Source organism: Microbacterium sp. MMO-113, assembly GCF_037148555.1.
Classification (GTDB): Bacteria; Actinomycetota; Actinomycetes; order Actinomycetales; family Microbacteriaceae; genus Microbacterium.
This window is the reverse complement of sequence record NZ_JBBCTD010000002.1, coordinates 280,934-296,640: the sequence shown is the minus strand read 5'-3', so window position 1 is coordinate 296,640 and position 15,707 is coordinate 280,934. Positions and strand designations below refer to the sequence as shown.

Annotated in this window: 13 protein-coding genes; 7 read left to right on the top strand and 6 right to left on the bottom strand. The window is 72.1% G+C overall.

Annotated features, from left to right (window positions below; translation table 11 throughout):
* Positions 1-46: 46 nt before the first annotated feature.
* Entirely contained in the window at positions 47-1,195 is a 1,149-nt protein-coding gene (locus tag WFJ36_RS08295; RefSeq protein ID WP_071327838.1) for an SLC13 family permease, read from the bottom strand.
* A gap of 281 nt (positions 1,196-1,476) precedes the next feature.
* Here WFJ36_RS08295 and WFJ36_RS08290 point away from each other — a divergent pair, with 281 nt between their 5' ends.
* Genes WFJ36_RS08290 through WFJ36_RS08265 form a run of 6 tightly spaced genes read left to right on the top strand, consistent with a single transcriptional unit; the run spans position 1,477 to position 9,262 of the window.
* Complete coding sequence (locus WFJ36_RS08290) at positions 1,477-1,566, top strand: potassium-transporting ATPase subunit F (protein ID WP_036292752.1); 90 nt, start codon at positions 1,477-1,479, stop codon at positions 1,564-1,566.
* Positions 1,566-3,242 (top strand): potassium-transporting ATPase subunit KdpA, encoded by a 1,677-nt coding sequence (gene kdpA / locus WFJ36_RS08285; protein ID WP_336643109.1) that lies wholly within the window; start codon positions 1,566-1,568, stop codon positions 3,240-3,242. Before WFJ36_RS08290 ends, kdpA begins: the two co-directional genes overlap by 1 nt.
* A 2-nt stretch (positions 3,243-3,244) precedes the next feature.
* On the top strand, positions 3,245-5,413 hold the full coding sequence (gene kdpB, locus WFJ36_RS08280) for a potassium-transporting ATPase subunit KdpB (protein WP_292790332.1): 2,169 nt from the start codon (positions 3,245-3,247) through the stop codon (positions 5,411-5,413).
* Between the two features lie 20 nt (positions 5,414-5,433).
* On the top strand, positions 5,434-6,039 hold the full coding sequence (kdpC, locus tag WFJ36_RS08275; protein WP_336643108.1) for a potassium-transporting ATPase subunit KdpC: 606 nt from the start codon (positions 5,434-5,436) through the stop codon (positions 6,037-6,039).
* Positions 6,036-8,594: an ATP-binding protein gene (locus tag WFJ36_RS08270; protein ID WP_071327842.1), complete on the top strand. Its 2,559-nt coding sequence runs from the start codon at positions 6,036-6,038 to the stop codon at positions 8,592-8,594. The genes kdpC and WFJ36_RS08270 overlap by 4 nt, the downstream gene beginning before the upstream one ends.
* Positions 8,591-9,262: a response regulator gene (locus WFJ36_RS08265; protein ID WP_071327843.1), complete on the top strand. Its 672-nt coding sequence runs from the start codon at positions 8,591-8,593 to the stop codon at positions 9,260-9,262. Before WFJ36_RS08270 ends, WFJ36_RS08265 begins: the two co-directional genes overlap by 4 nt.
* Here the strand turns inward: WFJ36_RS08265 and WFJ36_RS08260 are convergent.
* Positions 9,259-10,074 (bottom strand): tryptophan-rich sensory protein, encoded by an 816-nt coding sequence (locus WFJ36_RS08260; protein WP_336643107.1) that lies wholly within the window; start codon positions 10,072-10,074, stop codon positions 9,259-9,261. The two genes, WFJ36_RS08265 and WFJ36_RS08260, sit on opposite strands and share 4 nt — an antisense overlap.
* 87 nt (positions 10,075-10,161) lie before the next feature.
* On the bottom strand, positions 10,162-10,728 hold the full coding sequence (locus WFJ36_RS08255) for a TetR/AcrR family transcriptional regulator (protein WP_336643106.1): 567 nt from the start codon (positions 10,726-10,728) through the stop codon (positions 10,162-10,164).
* 95 nt (positions 10,729-10,823) lie between these two features.
* Between WFJ36_RS08255 and WFJ36_RS08250 the strand changes: the two genes are divergently transcribed.
* A complete protein-coding gene (locus tag WFJ36_RS08250; RefSeq protein WP_292790322.1) occupies positions 10,824-11,666 on the top strand; it encodes an alpha/beta fold hydrolase in 843 nt (280 codons plus the stop codon).
* Positions 11,667-11,735: 69 nt separating this feature from the next.
* On the opposite strand, the gene WFJ36_RS08245 is transcribed toward WFJ36_RS08250, so the two are convergent.
* The 3 genes from WFJ36_RS08245 to WFJ36_RS08235 are packed head-to-tail and all read right to left on the bottom strand — an operon-like array spanning position 11,736 to position 15,706.
* Positions 11,736-13,814: an iron ABC transporter permease gene (locus tag WFJ36_RS08245; RefSeq protein WP_336643105.1), complete on the bottom strand. Its 2,079-nt coding sequence runs from the start codon at positions 13,812-13,814 to the stop codon at positions 11,736-11,738.
* Positions 13,811-14,842 (bottom strand): iron-siderophore ABC transporter substrate-binding protein, encoded by a 1,032-nt coding sequence (locus WFJ36_RS08240; protein WP_336643104.1) that lies wholly within the window; start codon positions 14,840-14,842, stop codon positions 13,811-13,813. The genes WFJ36_RS08245 and WFJ36_RS08240 overlap by 4 nt, the downstream gene beginning before the upstream one ends.
* 24 nt (positions 14,843-14,866) lie before the next feature.
* Entirely contained in the window at positions 14,867-15,706 is an 840-nt protein-coding gene (locus WFJ36_RS08235; RefSeq protein WP_336643103.1) for an ABC transporter ATP-binding protein, read from the bottom strand.
* Position 15,707 lies beyond the last annotated feature (1 nt).

Genomic DNA, 15,707 nt, shown 5'->3' with positions numbered 1-15,707 from the left:
TCCATCGCGGCCGGATTTGCCGCAAAGTAAGCGATTCGAAACGGGGTCAGAGGACGAGCGTGGCGAGGACGACGGTGGGCACCGCGGCGACGGCCCCCCAGAGCGCGAAGCGACCCCAGCGGATCTCGACCCCGAGCGCCGTCACGCGATGGTGCCAGAGGAGTGTCGCGAGCGAGGCCCACGGTGTGATGAGCGGACCGAGGTTCACGCCGATCAGCAGGGCCATCAGGGCGACCGGGTCCCCTGCCGCGGGTTCGAGCACGAGGTAGGCCGGGAGGTTGTTGATCGCGTTCGCGCTCACGGCCCCGAGCGCCGCGAGCCGGAACAGGTCGCCGAGAGAGTCGCCGTTCGCGGTCGGGGACGTCAGGAAGTCGAGCAGCCCCTGCGCGTGCGCGGTCTCGACCAGCACGAACAGCGACGCGGCGAGCGCGAGCGCCTGCCACGGGACGAGCGAGAGCCGCAGGGCGTGGCGGCGACGGACGGCGAACAGCACGATCAACGCGAGTGCTGCGACCGTCGCCGGGATCCACACGTCGGGGGTCAGCGCGAGCAGCGGCATCAGCACGACGAGGACGCCGGTGGCGCTCCAGAACAGCGTCGGGTCGGCGGGGCGTCGGGGCTCGGGCGTCTCGTATGCGCCGAAGACCGTGCGTCGATGCAGGACGGTGAGGATCGCGACGGGCACCAGAATCCCCACGAGCGTGGGCGCCCAGCTCAGCGCGATGAACGCCCCTGGGCCTTCCCCCATCGCGGGCGCGGCAAGCAGGTTCGTGAGGTTCGAGACCGGCAGCGCGAGGGACGCGGTGTTGGCGAGCCAGACGGTGGCCAGGGCGAACGGCAGCGGGGAGACGCCGATGCTCTGCGCCAGCACGACCACCACCGGGGTGACGATCACGGCGGTCGTGTCGAGCGAGAGGAACACGGTGCTCACCACCGCGAGCACGACCACCAGCGCCCACAGCACCACCACGCGGCCTCGACCCCAGCGCGCGAGGCGCTGGGAGACGACGTCGAACACCGCTGCATCGCGGGCGAGCTCGGCGACGATCGTGATCGCGACGACGAACCCCAGCACGGGCGCGATCCGTTCCCCGAGCGCACCGGCGTCCGTCCGCGGCAGGAACCCGGTGAGCACGCACCCGAGCGCGACCACCACGAGCCCGGCGACGATCCCCGTCCCCGTCCCGATCCGCATCCGTCTGATTCCCACCTCGTGAGCATAGGGCCGGCACCCCCTTTCGAATCGCGCACCTGGCTGCATCGGCGGCGGGTTGGGGACCAGGTGCGCGATTCGAAGGCCGTCTCCGTGAGCAACCCGCATGCATCCGGGGGGGTGGGCGTAGGGGAACCGTGAGGATCGGCGGATGCGGCGGGACGGCGCAGTTGGATCGAGGACGTGCTCGACATCATCTACCTCGCGCTGACCCTGGCGCTGTTCGCCCTCGTGTCCCTCATCGCCAAGGCGGTGGACCGCGCATGATCGTCTTCGAGATCCTCGCCGCCGTCCTCGCCGTCGCCGCGGTCGTCTATCTGGTCGTGGCGCTCGTCGCCCCGGAGCGCTTCTGATGGACGCGGCCCTCCTGTACGGCGTCCTCCAGATCACGGCCGTCGTGGTCGTGCTCGTGCTCCTCTACCGTCCCCTCGGCGACTACATCGCGCACGTCTACACCTCCGGCCGCGACCTGCGCGTCGAGCGCGGGCTCTACCGGGTGATCGGCGTCGACCCCCGCTCCGAGCAGACCTGGCGCGCCTACGCCCGCAGCGTGCTGCTGTTCTCGCTCGTCGGCCTCCTGCTCGTCTACGGGCTGCAGCGGCTCCAGGCCTTCCTCCCCGCCGCGCTCGGCCTGCCCGCCGTGCCCGAGGGACTCGCGTTCAACACCGCCGCCTCCTTCGTCGCGAACACCAACTGGCAGTCGTACTCGCCCGAGCAGACCATGGGCTACACGGTGCAGCTCGCGGGCCTCACGGTGCAGAACTTCGTCTCCGCCGCCGTCGGCCTCACCATCGCCATCGCCCTCATCCGCGGGCTCGCGCGCCGCGGCTCCGCGACGATCGGCAACTTCTGGGTCGACCTCACCCGCGGCCTGGGGCGGCTGCTCCTCCCGCTCGCCCTGATCGGCGCGGTGGCCCTGCTCGCGGGCGGCGTGATCCAGAACGTGAACGGCTTCACCGACGTCGCCACGGTCTCCGGCGGCACGCAGACGATCCCCGGCGGTCCGGTCGCGTCGCAGGAGGCCATCAAGCTGCTCGGCACCAACGGCGGCGGCTTCTTCAACGCCAACTCCGCCCACCCCTTCGAGAACCCGACCGGGTGGACCAACCTCCTCGAGGTGCTGCTGATCCTGGTGATCCCGTTCGCCCTCCCCCGCACGTTCGGCCGACTGGTCGGCGACCACCGCCAGGGGTACGCGATCGTCGCGGTCATGGGCACCCTGTTCCTCGCCTCGCTCGCCGCACTCTCGGCCCTGGAGCTGGCGGGACGCGGCGCCGCGCCTGAACTCGCCGGGGCGGCGATGGAAGGCAAGGAGCAGCGCTTCGGCATCCTCGGCTCGACCCTGTTCGGCAGCGCGAGCACCCTCACCTCGACCGGGGCCGTGAACTCGATGCACGACTCGTACACCGCGCTCGGCGGCATGATGCCGATGCTGAACATGATGCTCGGCGAGGTCGCTCCGGGCGGCGTCGGCTCCGGTCTGTACGGGATGCTCGTGCTCGCGATCGTCGCGGTCTTCGTCGGCGGGCTGCTCGTCGGCCGCACTCCGGAGTGGCTCGGGAAGCGCATCGGCCCGCGGGAGATGACCCTCGCGAGCCTCTACATCCTCGTGGTGCCGGCGCTCGTCCTCGGCGGCACGGCCCTGAGCTTCGCGATCCCCGGGATCCGCGAGGACGTGGAGTCCACGAGCATCCTCAACCCCGGTGTGCACGGCATGAGCGAGGTGCTCTACGCGTTCACCTCCGCCGCGAACAACAACGGCTCCGCGTTCGCCGGACTCACTGCGAACACCCCGTGGTTCAACACCGCCCTGGGCGTCGCGATGCTGCTCGGGCGCTTCCTGCCGATCGTGCTCGTGCTGGCCCTCGCCGGGTCGTTCGCCGCGCAGGAGCGGGTGCCGGCCACGACCGGCACGCTCCCCACCCACCGGCCGCAGTTCGTCGGCCTGCTCCTCACCGTGACCGTCGTCGTGACGGCCCTCACCTACTTCCCCGTGCTCGCACTGGGACCGCTCGCCGAAGGACTCTGACCATGACCCTCCTGACCACCCCTCCCGAACAGCAAGACGCCCCCGCCGTCCCGGCCCGCCCGCCGCGCTCCTTCAGCGGCGCCCAGCTCGCGCAGGCGCTCCCCGGCGCGCTCCGGAAATTGAACCCCGCGACGCTCGTGCGCAACCCCGTGATGCTCCTCGTCTGGGTCGGCGCCGCGTTCACGACCGTCCTCGCGATCGCGGAGCCCTTCCTCGGCGGACCCGCCCCCTCCGGCGGCACTCCCGTCCCGGCGGCGTTCACCTGGGGCATCGCGATCTGGCTCTGGCTGACCGTGTTCTTCGCGAACGTCGCGGAGTCGGTCGCCGAGGGGCGCGGCAAGGCGCAGGCCGCGAGCCTGCGGAACACCCGCACCCAGACGATGGCGCGGCGGGTGGTGGGCCCTTCGACAGGCTCAGAGACCCAGGAGCCCGAGACGGAGACGGTGTCGTCGGCGGAGCTGCAGCGCGACGACCTCGTGATCGTCACCGCAGGCGAGCTGATCCCGGGCGACGGCGACATCGTCGCGGGCATCGCCACCGTGGACGAGTCGGCCATCACCGGCGAGAGCGCCCCCGTCGTCCGCGAATCCGGCGGCGACCGCAGCGCCGTCACCGGCGGCACCCGGGTGCTGTCCGACCGGATCGTCGTGCGCATCACGTCGAAGCCCGGCGAGACGTTCGTCGACCGCATGATCGCCCTCGTCGAAGGGGCGAGCCGGCAGCGCACCCCGAACGAGATCGCCCTGAACATCCTCCTCGCGAGCCTGTCGATCGTGTTCGTCGTGGTGGTCCTCGCGCTGAACCCGATCGCGTCGTACGCGGCGTCGCCGGTGAGCATCCCCGTCCTCATCGCCCTGCTGGTCTGCCTCATCCCGACCACGATCGGCGCGCTCCTCTCCGCGATCGGCATCGCGGGCATGGACCGACTCGTGCAGCGCAACGTGCTGGCGATGTCGGGGCGGGCGGTGGAGGCCGCGGGCGACGTCACCACACTGCTGCTGGACAAGACCGGCACCATCACCCACGGCAACCGCCGCGCCCACACCGTGCTGCCGCTCACCGGAGTGGACGCCGCCGAGCTGCTGCGCACCGCCGCCCTCTCCTCCCTCGCCGATCCGACGCCGGAGGGCGCGTCGATCGTCGAGCTCGCCGCCGCCCGCGGGATCCGGGTCGAGGCCCCGGCGGACGCCGTCGTCGTCCCGTTCACGGCGCAGACGCGCATGAGCGGTCTCGACCTCGCCGACGGCACGCAGATCCGGAAGGGTGCCGCCTCGGCCGTGGCGGCCTGGCTGGGGCAGACCCCCGATGACGAGCTCACGACCCTCACCGACGACGTCGCCTCGGGCGGCGGCACGCCCCTCGTCGTCGCGGTGCAGGGCCCTTCGACAAGCTCAGGCCCTTCGACAGGCTCAGGGACCCATCCTGTGGAAGCGAGGATCCTCGGGGTCGTGCACCTCAAGGACATCGTCAAGGACGGCCTGCGCGAACGGTTCGACGAGCTGCGCAGCATGGGCATCCGCACGGTCATGATCACCGGAGACAACCCCCTCACCGCGAAGGCCATCGCGGCCGAGGCCGGCGTCGACGACTACCTCGCCGAGGCCACGCCGGAGGACAAGCTCGACCTCATCCGCCGCGAACAGGAGGGCGGGCGCCTCGTCGCGATGACCGGGGACGGCACGAACGACGCCCCCGCACTCGCCCAGGCCGACGTCGGCGTCGCGATGAACACGGGCACCTCGGCGGCCAAGGAGGCGGGCAACATGGTCGACCTCGACTCCGACCCGACCAAGCTCATCGACATCGTCCGCATCGGCAAGCAGCTGCTCATCACCCGCGGCGCGCTGACGACGTTCTCGCTCGCGAACGACATCGCGAAGTACTTCGCCATCATCCCGGCGATGTTCATGGGCGTGTTCCCCGGACTCGCGGCACTGAACATCATGCAGCTGCACTCGCCGGCCTCGGCGGTCACGAGCGCGATCATCTTCAACGCCATCGTGATCGTGTTCCTCATCCCGCTCGCGCTCCGCGGCGTGACCTACCGGCCGGCGAGCGCCTCGCAGATCCTGCAGCGGAACCTGCTCGTCTACGGCCTCGGCGGCGTCATCGCCCCGTTCGTGGGCATCAAGCTCATCGACCTCCTCGTCAGCCTCCTCCCCGGCTTCTGACCGGGCTCGAAAGGAACGCCATGTCGTCCACCACCCGCACCACGATGCGCACCGCCGGTGTCGCCGTCCGCGCGATGCTCGTCCTCACCCTCGTCCTCGGCGTCGGGTACACGCTGCTCGTCACCGGCATCGGCCAGCTCCTCCTCCCCGCCCAGGCGAACGGCTCGATGCTCGCCGGCGACCGGGGCAGCGCTCTCATCGGGCAGTCCTTCACGGATGCCGAGGGCGAGGCCCTGCCGGAGTACTTCCAGTCCCGCCCCTCGGCAGCCGGCGACGGGTACGACGGGGCGTCGTCGGGCGGCAGCAACCTCGGGCCGGAGAATCCCGACCTCGTCGCCGCGATCGCCGAACGGAAGGCCGAGATCGCCGCGAGGGAGGGGGTCGATCCGTCCGCGGTGCCCGCGGACGCCGTGACTGCATCCGGTTCCGGTCTCGACCCGCACATCAGCGTCGCGTACGCCCTGCTCCAGGTGCCGCGGGTGGCCGCCGCCCGCGACCTGCCGGAGGACGAGGTCCGGGCGCTGGTGGAGTCTAGGATTCAAGGGCGGGACCTGGGGTTCCTCGGCGAGGAGCGCATCAACGTCGCGGAGCTGAATCTCGCACTCGACGACCGGGAGGGTGCATGAGCGCAGAGCGGCCGCCGCGCCCCGCGACGGACCGGAACCGCCGCGGGCGACTGCGCGTCCTCCTCGGTGCCGCGCCGGGGGTCGGGAAGACGTTCGAGATGCTCGCCGAGGGCCGGAGGCTCCGCGACGAGGGCCGCGACGTCGTCATCGCGATCGTCGAGACCCATGGTCGTGCGGCCACGGCCGCCCTGACCTCCGGACTGCCCGAGGTGCCGCGCCGGGAGGACGCCCACCGCGGGGTCGTCCTCTCCGAACTCGACCTCGACGCGGTGCTCGCTCTCAGCCCGGAGATCGCGCTGGTGGACGAGTTCGCGCACACGAACGCCCCCGGCTCGCGGAACCCGAAGCGCTGGCAGGACGTCGAGGAGCTGCTGGACGCGGGGATCGACGTCGTCACCACCGTGAACGTGCAGCACATCGAGTCGCTGAACGCGGTCGTGGAGAAGATCACCGGCATCGCCCAGCGCGAGACCATCCCGGACGCGGTCGTCCGCGCCGCCGACGAGATCGAGGTCGTCGACCTCGCACCGCAGACGCTCCGCGACCGCCTCGCCGCCGGCCTCGTCTACCCCGCGGAGCGCATCGACGCCGCGCTCTCGCACTACTTCCGGCTCGGCAACCTCACCGCGCTGCGGGAGCTCGCCCTGCTGTGGCTCGCCGACGAGGTCGACAGCGCGCTCCGCACCTATCGCGCCGAACAGGGCATCGCCGGAGCGTGGCAGGCACGCGAACGCGTGGTCGTCGCCCTCACCGGCGGCCCGGAGGGCGAGACGCTGCTGCGCCGCGGCGCCCGCATCGCCGCCCGTTCCGCCGGCGGGGAGCTGCTGGCCGTGCACGTGACCGCCCAGGACGGGCTGCGTGACGAGACCCCCGGCGCCCTCGCCGCGCAGCGCTCCCTCGTCGAGTCGCTCGGCGGTACCTACCATCAGGTGGTCGGCGACGACATCCCGGCGACGCTGGTGGAGTTCGCCCAGGGCGCCGACGCCACGCAGCTCGTGATCGGCGTGAGCCGCCGCGGCCGCCTCGCCGCCGCACTCACCGGACCGGGGATCGGTGCCGAGGTCATCCGCCGCTCGGGCGACATCGACGTGCACATCGTGACCCACGCCGCGGCGGGCGGCCGTCTCGCCCTTCCCCGCATCACCGGCGGTGCGCTCGGCTGGCGGCGTCAGGCCCTCGGCTTCGGTGTGGCCCTCGTGTTCGGCCCGCTGCTGTCGTGGCTGATGTTCACGTTCCGCAGCCCGGAGTCGATCACGGCCGAGGTGCTCGCCTACCAGCTGCTCGTCGTGGTCGTCGCCCTCATCGGCGGCATCCGCCCCGCCGTCTTCGCCGCCGTGCTCTCCGGCATCACCCTCGACTTCCTCTTCGTCGCCCCGCTGTTCACGATCACGATCGCGCACCCGCTGCACGTGCTCGCCCTCACCCTCTACGTCATCATCGCGATCCTCGTGAGCCTCATCGTCGACCAGGCCGCCCGCCGAGCGCGGACCGCGCAACGGGCGACCGCCGAGGCGGAGCTTCTCGCGGCCGTGGCCGGGAACGTGCTCCGCGGCGACAACGCCGTGCTCGCCCTCGTCAGCCGCACCCGGGAGGCGTTCGGGCTGAGCGGGGTGCGGCTGCTCACCCCGTCCGGGGACGTGCTGGCGAGCGACGGCGAGCCGGTGCCGGACGGCCGCGCCACGACCATCCCGGTCGGGGTCGCGTCCGGTGGGGGCCCGCGGGCCGTGCTGGAGCTCAACGGCGAGCCGATCGCCGGTCCGGAGCGCCGCCTGCTCGACGCGATCGTCGCCCAGCTCGCCGCCGCCATCGAGCACACCGACCTGCGAGCCACGGCGCGGGAGGCGGAGGCCCTCGCCGAGACCGATCAGGTGCGCAGCGCCCTGCTCTCCGCCGTCAGTCACGATCTGCGGCGGCCGCTCGCCTCGGCGGTCGCGGCGATCGGCGGGCTCCGGGGCGCGCACGGCCTGTCCGCCGAGGACCGCGCGGAGCTGCTGGAGACCGCGGACGAGAGTCTCGCGACCCTCTCCACCCTCGTCACCGACCTCCTCGACGTGAGCCGCGTGGAGGCGGGGGTGCTCGCGGTCTCGGCTCAGCGGATCGACGCGGCCGGCCCCGTGCTCGCCGCCGTGGACGAGCTCGGCCTCGGCCCCGCCGACGTCGAGCTCACGCTCGACCCCGACCTCCCGCCGCTCCACGCCGACCCGGTGCTGCTGCAGCGGGTGCTCGTGAACGTGCTCGCCAACGCCCACCGGCACGCCCCCGAGGGCAGCCGTGTGCTCGTGTCGAGCAGTCGGCTGGGCGATCGGGCAGAGCTCCGGATCGTCGACCGCGGCGAGGGCATCGCGCCCGAACGACGGGATGCGATCTTCCAGCCGTTCCAGCGCTTCGGCGACACCGACAACACGACGGGTCTGGGGCTCGGGCTCGCCCTGTCGCGCGGATTCACCGAGGGCATGGGCGGTAGCCTGACACCGGAGGACACCCCCGGGGGCGGACTCACCATGGTCATCTCCCTGCCGCTCGCAGGGACCGCCGACACGGAGGGCACGGAGTGAAGCTCCTCATCGCCGACGACGACCCCCAGATGGTGCGGGCGCTGCGGATCACCCTCGCGGCGCACGGCTACGAGGTCGTCGTGGCCGCCGACGGCGCCGCCGCGATCGCCGCCGCGGCGCAGACCCATCCCGACCTCATCATGCTCGACCTCGGCATGCCCCGGCTCGACGGCATCGAGGTGATCCAGGCCCTCCGCGGCTGGACGAACGTGCCCATCATCGTCGTATCGGGGCGGACGGGCTCGGCCGACAAGGTGGAGGCGCTGGACGCCGGGGCGGACGACTTCGTCACGAAGCCCTTCCAGGTCGACGAGCTCCTGGCCCGGCTGCGGGCGCTCTCCCGCCGCGCGATCGCCGCGAACGGGGAGTCCGTGGTCGCGTTCGGGGACGTCGTCGTCGACCTCGCGACGAAGACCGTGACCCGTGCCGGCACCCGCGTGCACCTCACGCCGACCGAGTGGCGGATGCTGGAGCACCTCGCGCGGCACCCGGGCGCGCTGGTGACCCGGCAGGATCTCCTCAAGGAGATCTGGGGCAGCGCGCAGGTGTCCGACTCCGGCTACCTCCGGCTGTACATGTCGCAGCTCCGCAAGAAGCTGGAGCAGGAGCCCTCGACGCCCGTGCACCTGCTCACCGAGTCGGGCATGGGGTACCGTCTGGTCCTCTAGCGACCGAGTGGGGCGCGGTCGCGCGTGCCGGCGCGGCGACGCCGCCGGAGGACCGCCACGACGCCGACGACGACGAGCACGACCGCGACGAAGATCGCGGTGACGGCGGTGGGCGTGCTCTCCGGCTCACCGGTGAGCCGCCCGACCGCGAGCCAGCTCAGGCCCCAGGCGGTCGCGAGCGCGGGAGCGAGGCGGCCGGTGAACCAGGCCGACGCGGCACCGATCACCAGCACGACCACGAGCACGGCGACGGCCCAGGCGTCGGGAGCGCCCGCGCCGATCTCCGGGACGGTCTGCGTGAGCCAGGCGGCGGTGTTGGCGACCGTCGCGATCGTGACCCAGCCGAAGTGCAGGCCATTCGCCCCGTCGGTGAGGAGGCGGTCGGCGAGGGTGCCCGTGGGGAACCGGCCGAGGAGCACGATGATGCGCGCGAGCGTCGCGAGCAGCAGCCCGATCACGAGCACGGTGAGCCACAGCGTCAGGTACCGCGCCGTCACCAGCCAGAGGCCGTTGAGGACCATCGAGAGGGCGATCCAGCCGCCGACCGCCTGCTGACGCTCGTCCTGTCGCTGCGCGGGGAGAGCCTGCCACACGGTGTAGGCGAGGAGTCCGAGGTAGATGAGCGACCAGATCGAGAACGCCGGTCCCGCGGGGGCGAGGTACGACCCCTGGGCCGAGAGCGCACCGTTCTGCAACTCGTCGACGGAGTCACCCCCGAACGCGCCCGCGCCGATGGCCGCGGCGATCAGCATGAACACGGCGGCGGCGATCACAAGGCTCTGGCGGGCGATGCCCTTCGTCGAGGTCTCCATGCCCGCACCCTACGCGGGGTGAGCTCGGAAGGCAGTGGCCTTGACAGGGTCCCACCGTTTCGCTAACCAGGTTAGCGAAAGGGCCTGTCAGGCCGCAGTGAGGGCGGCGTCGATCAGGACCTCGGCGGCGCGGCGTGCGTGCACGGCGGCCTCCGGATCAGCCCCGATCGCCGCCGTGCTCTGCGCGCCCTCCGCGAGGAGAGAGAGCTGGGCGGCCAGCCCCGCCGGGGCACCGGTGGCCGCGACGAGCTCCGCCATGTACTGCTGGAACGAGGCCTTGTGCGCGCGGACGATCGCGGCAACCTCGGGGCTCGTCCCCCCGAGCTCGCCGAACGCGTTGATGAAGGCGCAGCCCCGGAACCCGTCGCTGCAGAACCAGTCCTCCAGGTAGCCGTAGACCGCGAGAAGGCGGGCCCGCGGGTCGTCGCCGCTCTGTGCCACCGCCGCCGTGAGCCCCTGCTCCCACTCGGCGTGCTTCCGGGCCAGCACCGCCGCGACGATGTCGGTCTTCGCCGGGAACAGCGAGTACACGCGCCGCAGCGACACGCCGGCGGCGGACCGGAGCTCGTCCATGCCGACCGCCGCGTAGCCCTTGCGGTAGTAGAGCTCCTCCGCGGCGGAGAGGATGCGTTCGCGGGCCTCGTCTTCGGTCATGTCCAGAAGTCTACTTGACACGAGAACGAACGTTCTCTAGATTGATCACATCAGGCGAGAACGATCGTTCTCACCGGCACCGAAAGGAACACATCATGGGTTACATCACCGTCGGCACCGAGAACACCACCCCGATCGAGCTCTACTACGAAGACCAGGGCAGCGGCCAGCCCGTCGTCCTGATCCACGGCTATCCGCTCAACGGGCACAGCTGGGAGCGCCAGACCCGCGAACTCCTCGCCCAGGGGTACCGCGTCATCACCTACGACCGCCGCGGCTTCGGGCAGTCCTCCAAGGTCGGCTCCGGCTACGACTACGACACGTTCGCCGCCGACCTGAACACGGTGCTCGAGACCCTCGACCTCCGCGACGTCGTGCTCGTCGGCTTCTCCATGGGCACCGGCGAGCTCGCCCGCTACGTCGGCCGCTACGGCCACGAGCGCGTCGCGAAGCTCGCCTTCCTCGCGTCGCTCGAGCCCTTCCTCGTGCAGCGCGACGACAACCCCGAGGGTGTGCCGCAGGAGGTCTTCGACGGGATCGAAGCTGCAGCCAAGGACGACCGCTACGCCTGGTTCACCCAGTTCTACAAGGACTTCTACAACCTCGACGAGAACCTCGGCACGCGCATCAGCCAGCAGGTCGTCGACGCGAACTGGAACCTCTCGGTCACCAGCGCGCCGGTCGCCGCGTACGCCGTGGTCCCGACCTGGATCGAGGACTTCCGCGACGACGTGAAGGCCGTGGCCGCCGCCGCCAAGCCCACCCTGATCCTGCACGGCACGAAGGACAACATCCTGCCGATCGACGCGACCGCCCGCCGCTTCCGTCAGGCCGTCCCCGAGGCCGAGTACGTCGAGGTCGAGGGCGCCCCGCACGGCCTCCTCTGGACCCACGCCGACGAGGTCAACGCCGCGCTGACGCAGTTCCTGGCCCGGTAACCCCGTTCGAATCGCCTGAATGGCCCCATTTCCCCCGGAGATGGGGCCAATCGGGCGATTCGAAGCAGGTCAGCGGGAGCGCCAGAGCAGCCAGACGAAGTACGGGGCGCCGATCAGCGCGACCACGAGACCCGCCGGAAGCTGCGCGGGGGCGATCACCGTCCGGCCGATCGTGTCCGCGATGCCGACGAGCAGCCCGCCGAGGAGCACCGCCGTCGGGATCACCCGCGAGTGCCGTGCGCCCACCAGCGCCCGCGCGGCGTGCGGCGCCACCAGCCCCACGAAGCCGATGACCCCGATCGCCGTCACGCTCAGCGCCGCGAGGACGGCCGCCACCAGCAGCAGCGTCAACCGGACGGGTTCCAGCCGGATGCCGACCAGTCGCGGCGTGTCCTCGTCGAGCGACAGCACGTCGAGCTCCCGACGGCTCATCACCACGAACGGCACCGCGATCACGAGGACGATGGCCAGCGGGATGACCTGTTCCCACACCCGGCCGTAAGTCGTCCCGGAGAGCCAGGTGTAGATCTTCGGGGTGTCCCACGGGTTCGACCGCAGCAGGAGGAAGGTCGTAAGGGAGACCGTGAAGTACGAGACCCCGATGCCGATCAGCAGGAACCGGTCCGCGTTCAGGCCGCCCCGCCACGACAGCAGGTAGACGAGGGCGAAGGCGAGCAGCGAGCCCGTGACGGCCCCCACGATCATCCCGCCTGCCGACGACGTGATGCTCGTGATCACCAGCACCGCGCCGAGACCGCCGCCACCGGTGACGCCGAGGATGCCCGGATCGGCGAGCGGGTTGCGGCTCACCCCCTGGATCACGGCGCCGGAGAGGGCGAGCGCGGCGCCGGCGACCACGGCGGCCACGATCCGCGGCGCCCGCTCGTCGAGGGCGAAGGCGATGGGCGCGGGAGCCTGCCCCTGCAGCCACAGCGCGATGTCGCCGGTCAGCAGCCAGGTGTGCCCGGCGAGCAGCCCGAGCAGCAGCACCCCGACCACGCCGAGGGCGACGAGGGCGAGGGTGATCCGGAAGCGCAGGCGGCTGCGCACCCCGAAGCGCACTCGCGGAGGCTCGCGCGTGGGTCCGGCGTCGCGGAGGCGTCGGGCCATGAGCACGAGCACGATCGCGCCGAGCAGCGTCGTCGCGACGCCCGTCGGGATGAGGATCGCGGCCTCCGCGCCGATCAGCGCGCGCAGGAGGGCGTCGGAGAGGATGACGACGAGGGCGCCGAGGAGCCCCGACGCGGGGATCAGGAGCACATGGCGGTTCAGGCTCGGCACCACCCGCGTCAGCAGCCGCGCGAGCACCGGCGCGCACAGGCCGACGAAGCCCATCGGCCCGGCGAGCGTCACCGCGACCGCCGTGAGGGTGACCGCGAGGAGGATCCCGATGGTCCTGGTCGACCGGATCGGCACGCCGAGCGACGAGGCGGTGTCGTCCCCCAGGGACAGGATGTCGAGGCGCCGCGCGAGCACGATGGCCAGCACCGTGACGACCACGACGACCGGAGCCGCCTGGAGGAACGCGGTGAGTCCGAGCTGCGACAGGCTCCCGCTTCCCCAGGCGAGCAGTCCCTTGGTCTCCTCGTCGAACAGGATGAGGAGTGTCGAGGTCGCGGCCTGGAAGGCGAGCGCGAGCGCGGTGCCAGCGAGGATGAGGCGGGTCGTGGACGACCCCGCTCCTCCGGCGAGTCCGAGCACGATGCCCGCGGCGACGATGCCGCCCGCGAACGCCACCGCCCCGGAGGCCCACACCGGCACAGCGATCCCGAACGCGGCGAGCGCCGTGACGGCGAGATAGGCCCCGGCGGTCACGCCGAGCGTGTCCGGCGACGCGAGGGCGTTGCGGGCGAGGGACTGCAGCAGGATGCCGGCGACCCCGAGGGCGATGCCCACCGCGACACCGGCAGCGAGCCGCGGCACCCGCGACCCCCAGAGGACGTCGGCGTCGGCGAACACCGCGCCGCTCGTGCCCTGGGTGAGGTGCCAGCAGGCGACCGCGACCAGCACGACGGCGAGCGCGACGAGCACGCCGACGCCCGTCCACACCGCCGGTTTCCGACCCTCCGCCCTCACGCGGACGGCGGACGCCGGGGCGTCGGGCTCCGCGGTCGCCGCCGTGTCGTCGAGGCGGAGGGCCTCCGTCACTTCGAGAGCACCTCCAGGTAGCCGTCGACGATCTGCGCGGTCGAGCGCGGGCCGCCGAAGGTCCAGATACCGGCCGGGAACGCGGTCAGGCGGTCCTCCGCCACCGCGGGGAGCGAGGTCCAGGCGGGGTTGTCCGCGAGGGCGTCGACGAAGCTCTCCGAATCCGGATCCGCGGTGCCGGTGTAGAAGAGGTTCGCGTCGCCGACCGTGGTCATGCCCTCGACATCGGTCTGCCCGAGGCCGTACACGGGGTCGACCTCGCCGGTCCAGGCGTTCGTCAGCCCGAGCTCCTCGCCCACCTCGCCGACGAGCGAGCCCTGGCCGAACGGACGCAGCGCCACGTTGCCGCCGTCGACCCAGCCGTCGAAGAACACGAAGTCGGTCGTGGCGAGGTCGCGGTCGGCGAGCTCGGCCTTCGCGGTGTCGAGGTGCTCCTGGAACTCCTCGGTGACGACCTCGGCGCGCTCCTCGCGACCGGTGACCTGCGCGATGAGGTCGAAGGTGTTCAGCATCTTGGCGATCGGGTCCTTCGCATCGGCGCCGATCGTCGCGAGCACGGGCACGTCGTAGGCCTCCAGCTGCGCGACGATGGGGTCGTCCGCGGCCCTCACCTCGACGATCACGAGGTCCGGGTCGGTGCCGAACAGCGTCTCCAGGTTCGGCTCCTGACGAGTGCCCACGTCCACGACGCCCTCCGGCAGCTCCTCCGCGGTGACCCAGGTGCTGTAGCCCTCGGCGTCGGCCACCGCGACCGGCGTCACGCACAGCGACAGCGCGTCCTCGATCTGCTGCCACTCGAGCACCGCGATGCGCTCCGCCGGCTTGTCGAGCTCGACCGTGCGGCCGAGGTCGTCGGTGACGGAGACCGCCCCGGTCGAGGTGCTCGTGGCGTCGTCCGTGCAGCCCGCGCTCGTCGAGGTCGGGGCGTCGGACCCCTCGGCGGACGGCGTCTGCGTGGTGCCGCACCCGGCGAGCGCGAGGGTGAGGGCGCCGCCGAGGGCGAGCACGGCGAGGGGGGTCTTCTTCATCGGTGTGTCCTTCAGGGGTCGGGATCAGGAGGCGGAGGGGGCGCGGAGTCGACCGTGGTGGCGGCCGCGCGGACGCACCCGCACCAGGCCGGTCTCCTCGTCGAGGGCGGTGTCGATGCGCAGGCCGTACACGTGCGACAGGTTCTCGCGGGTGAGGACCTCGGAGGGAGCCCCCGCCGCGTGCACCCGGCCGCGGTGCATCAGCACGACGTCGTCGGCGACCGAGGCGGCGTGGTCGAGGTCGTGTAACACGACGCCGAGCGCGGTGCCGTGGTCGTCGGCGAGCTCCCGCACCAGGTCGAGGGTCTCCACCTGGTAGCGCAGGTCGAGGTGGTTGGTCGGCTCGTCGAGCAGCAGCACCCCGGTGTCCTGGGCGAGCGCGGTCGCCAGCCAGACGCGTTGCAGCTCGCCGCCGGAGAGCTGGTCGACCGGACGGGCGGCCATCGCGGACAGGCCGGTGAGGGCGAGGGCACGCGCCACGGCGGCACGGTCGGCGTCGCTCACACCGGAGAACCGTCCGCGGTGCGGGTGCCGGCCGTAGGCGACGACGTCGGAGACCTCGATCCCGGACGGGTGCGGCCGGGACTGCGACAGCATGGCGACGGTCTTCGCGAACTCCTTGGCGGAGAGCGTGGCGGCATCGCGCGACTCCGCGCCGCCGACGCGCACGGTCCCGGCCTCGATGCGGTGCAGCCGCGCGAGGGCGCGGAGGACGGTCGACTTGCCGCTGCCGTTCGGACCGATCAGTGCGGTCACCCGGCCCGGCGCGAGGCGCAGGGAGACGTCGTGCACGACCCGCGTGCGGCCGTAGCCGAGGACGAGGGATTCCCCCGCCAGGCTGTGACGATCGATGGCGTCGGTCATC

Excerpts from the sequence above, each read along its gene's own strand:
- kdpC (WP_336643108.1), top strand. The coding sequence starts at position 5,434 with ATGTCGTCCACCACCCGCACCACGATGCGCACCGCCGGTGTCGCCGTC.
- WFJ36_RS08290 (WP_036292752.1), top strand. The coding sequence starts at position 1,477 with ATGATCGTCTTCGAGATCCTCGCCGCCGTCCTCGCCGTCGCCGCGGTC.
- WFJ36_RS08260 (WP_336643107.1), bottom strand. The coding sequence starts at position 10,074 with ATGGAGACCTCGACGAAGGGCATCGCCCGCCAGAGCCTTGTGATCGCC.
- kdpB (WP_292790332.1), top strand. The coding sequence starts at position 3,245 with ATGACCCTCCTGACCACCCCTCCCGAACAGCAAGACGCCCCCGCCGTC.
- WFJ36_RS08255 (WP_336643106.1), bottom strand. The coding sequence starts at position 10,728 with ATGACCGAAGACGAGGCCCGCGAACGCATCCTCTCCGCCGCGGAGGAG.
- WFJ36_RS08240 (WP_336643104.1), bottom strand. The coding sequence starts at position 14,842 with ATGAAGAAGACCCCCCTCGCCGTGCTCGCCCTCGGCGGCGCCCTCACC.
- kdpA (WP_336643109.1), top strand. The coding sequence starts at position 1,566 with ATGGACGCGGCCCTCCTGTACGGCGTCCTCCAGATCACGGCCGTCGTG.
- WFJ36_RS08235 (WP_336643103.1), bottom strand. The coding sequence starts at position 15,706 with ATGACCGACGCCATCGATCGTCACAGCCTGGCGGGGGAATCCCTCGTC.
- WFJ36_RS08295 (WP_071327838.1), bottom strand. The coding sequence starts at position 1,195 with ATGCGGATCGGGACGGGGACGGGGATCGTCGCCGGGCTCGTGGTGGTC.
- WFJ36_RS08250 (WP_292790322.1), top strand. The coding sequence starts at position 10,824 with ATGGGTTACATCACCGTCGGCACCGAGAACACCACCCCGATCGAGCTC.
- WFJ36_RS08270 (WP_071327842.1), top strand. The coding sequence starts at position 6,036 with ATGAGCGCAGAGCGGCCGCCGCGCCCCGCGACGGACCGGAACCGCCGC.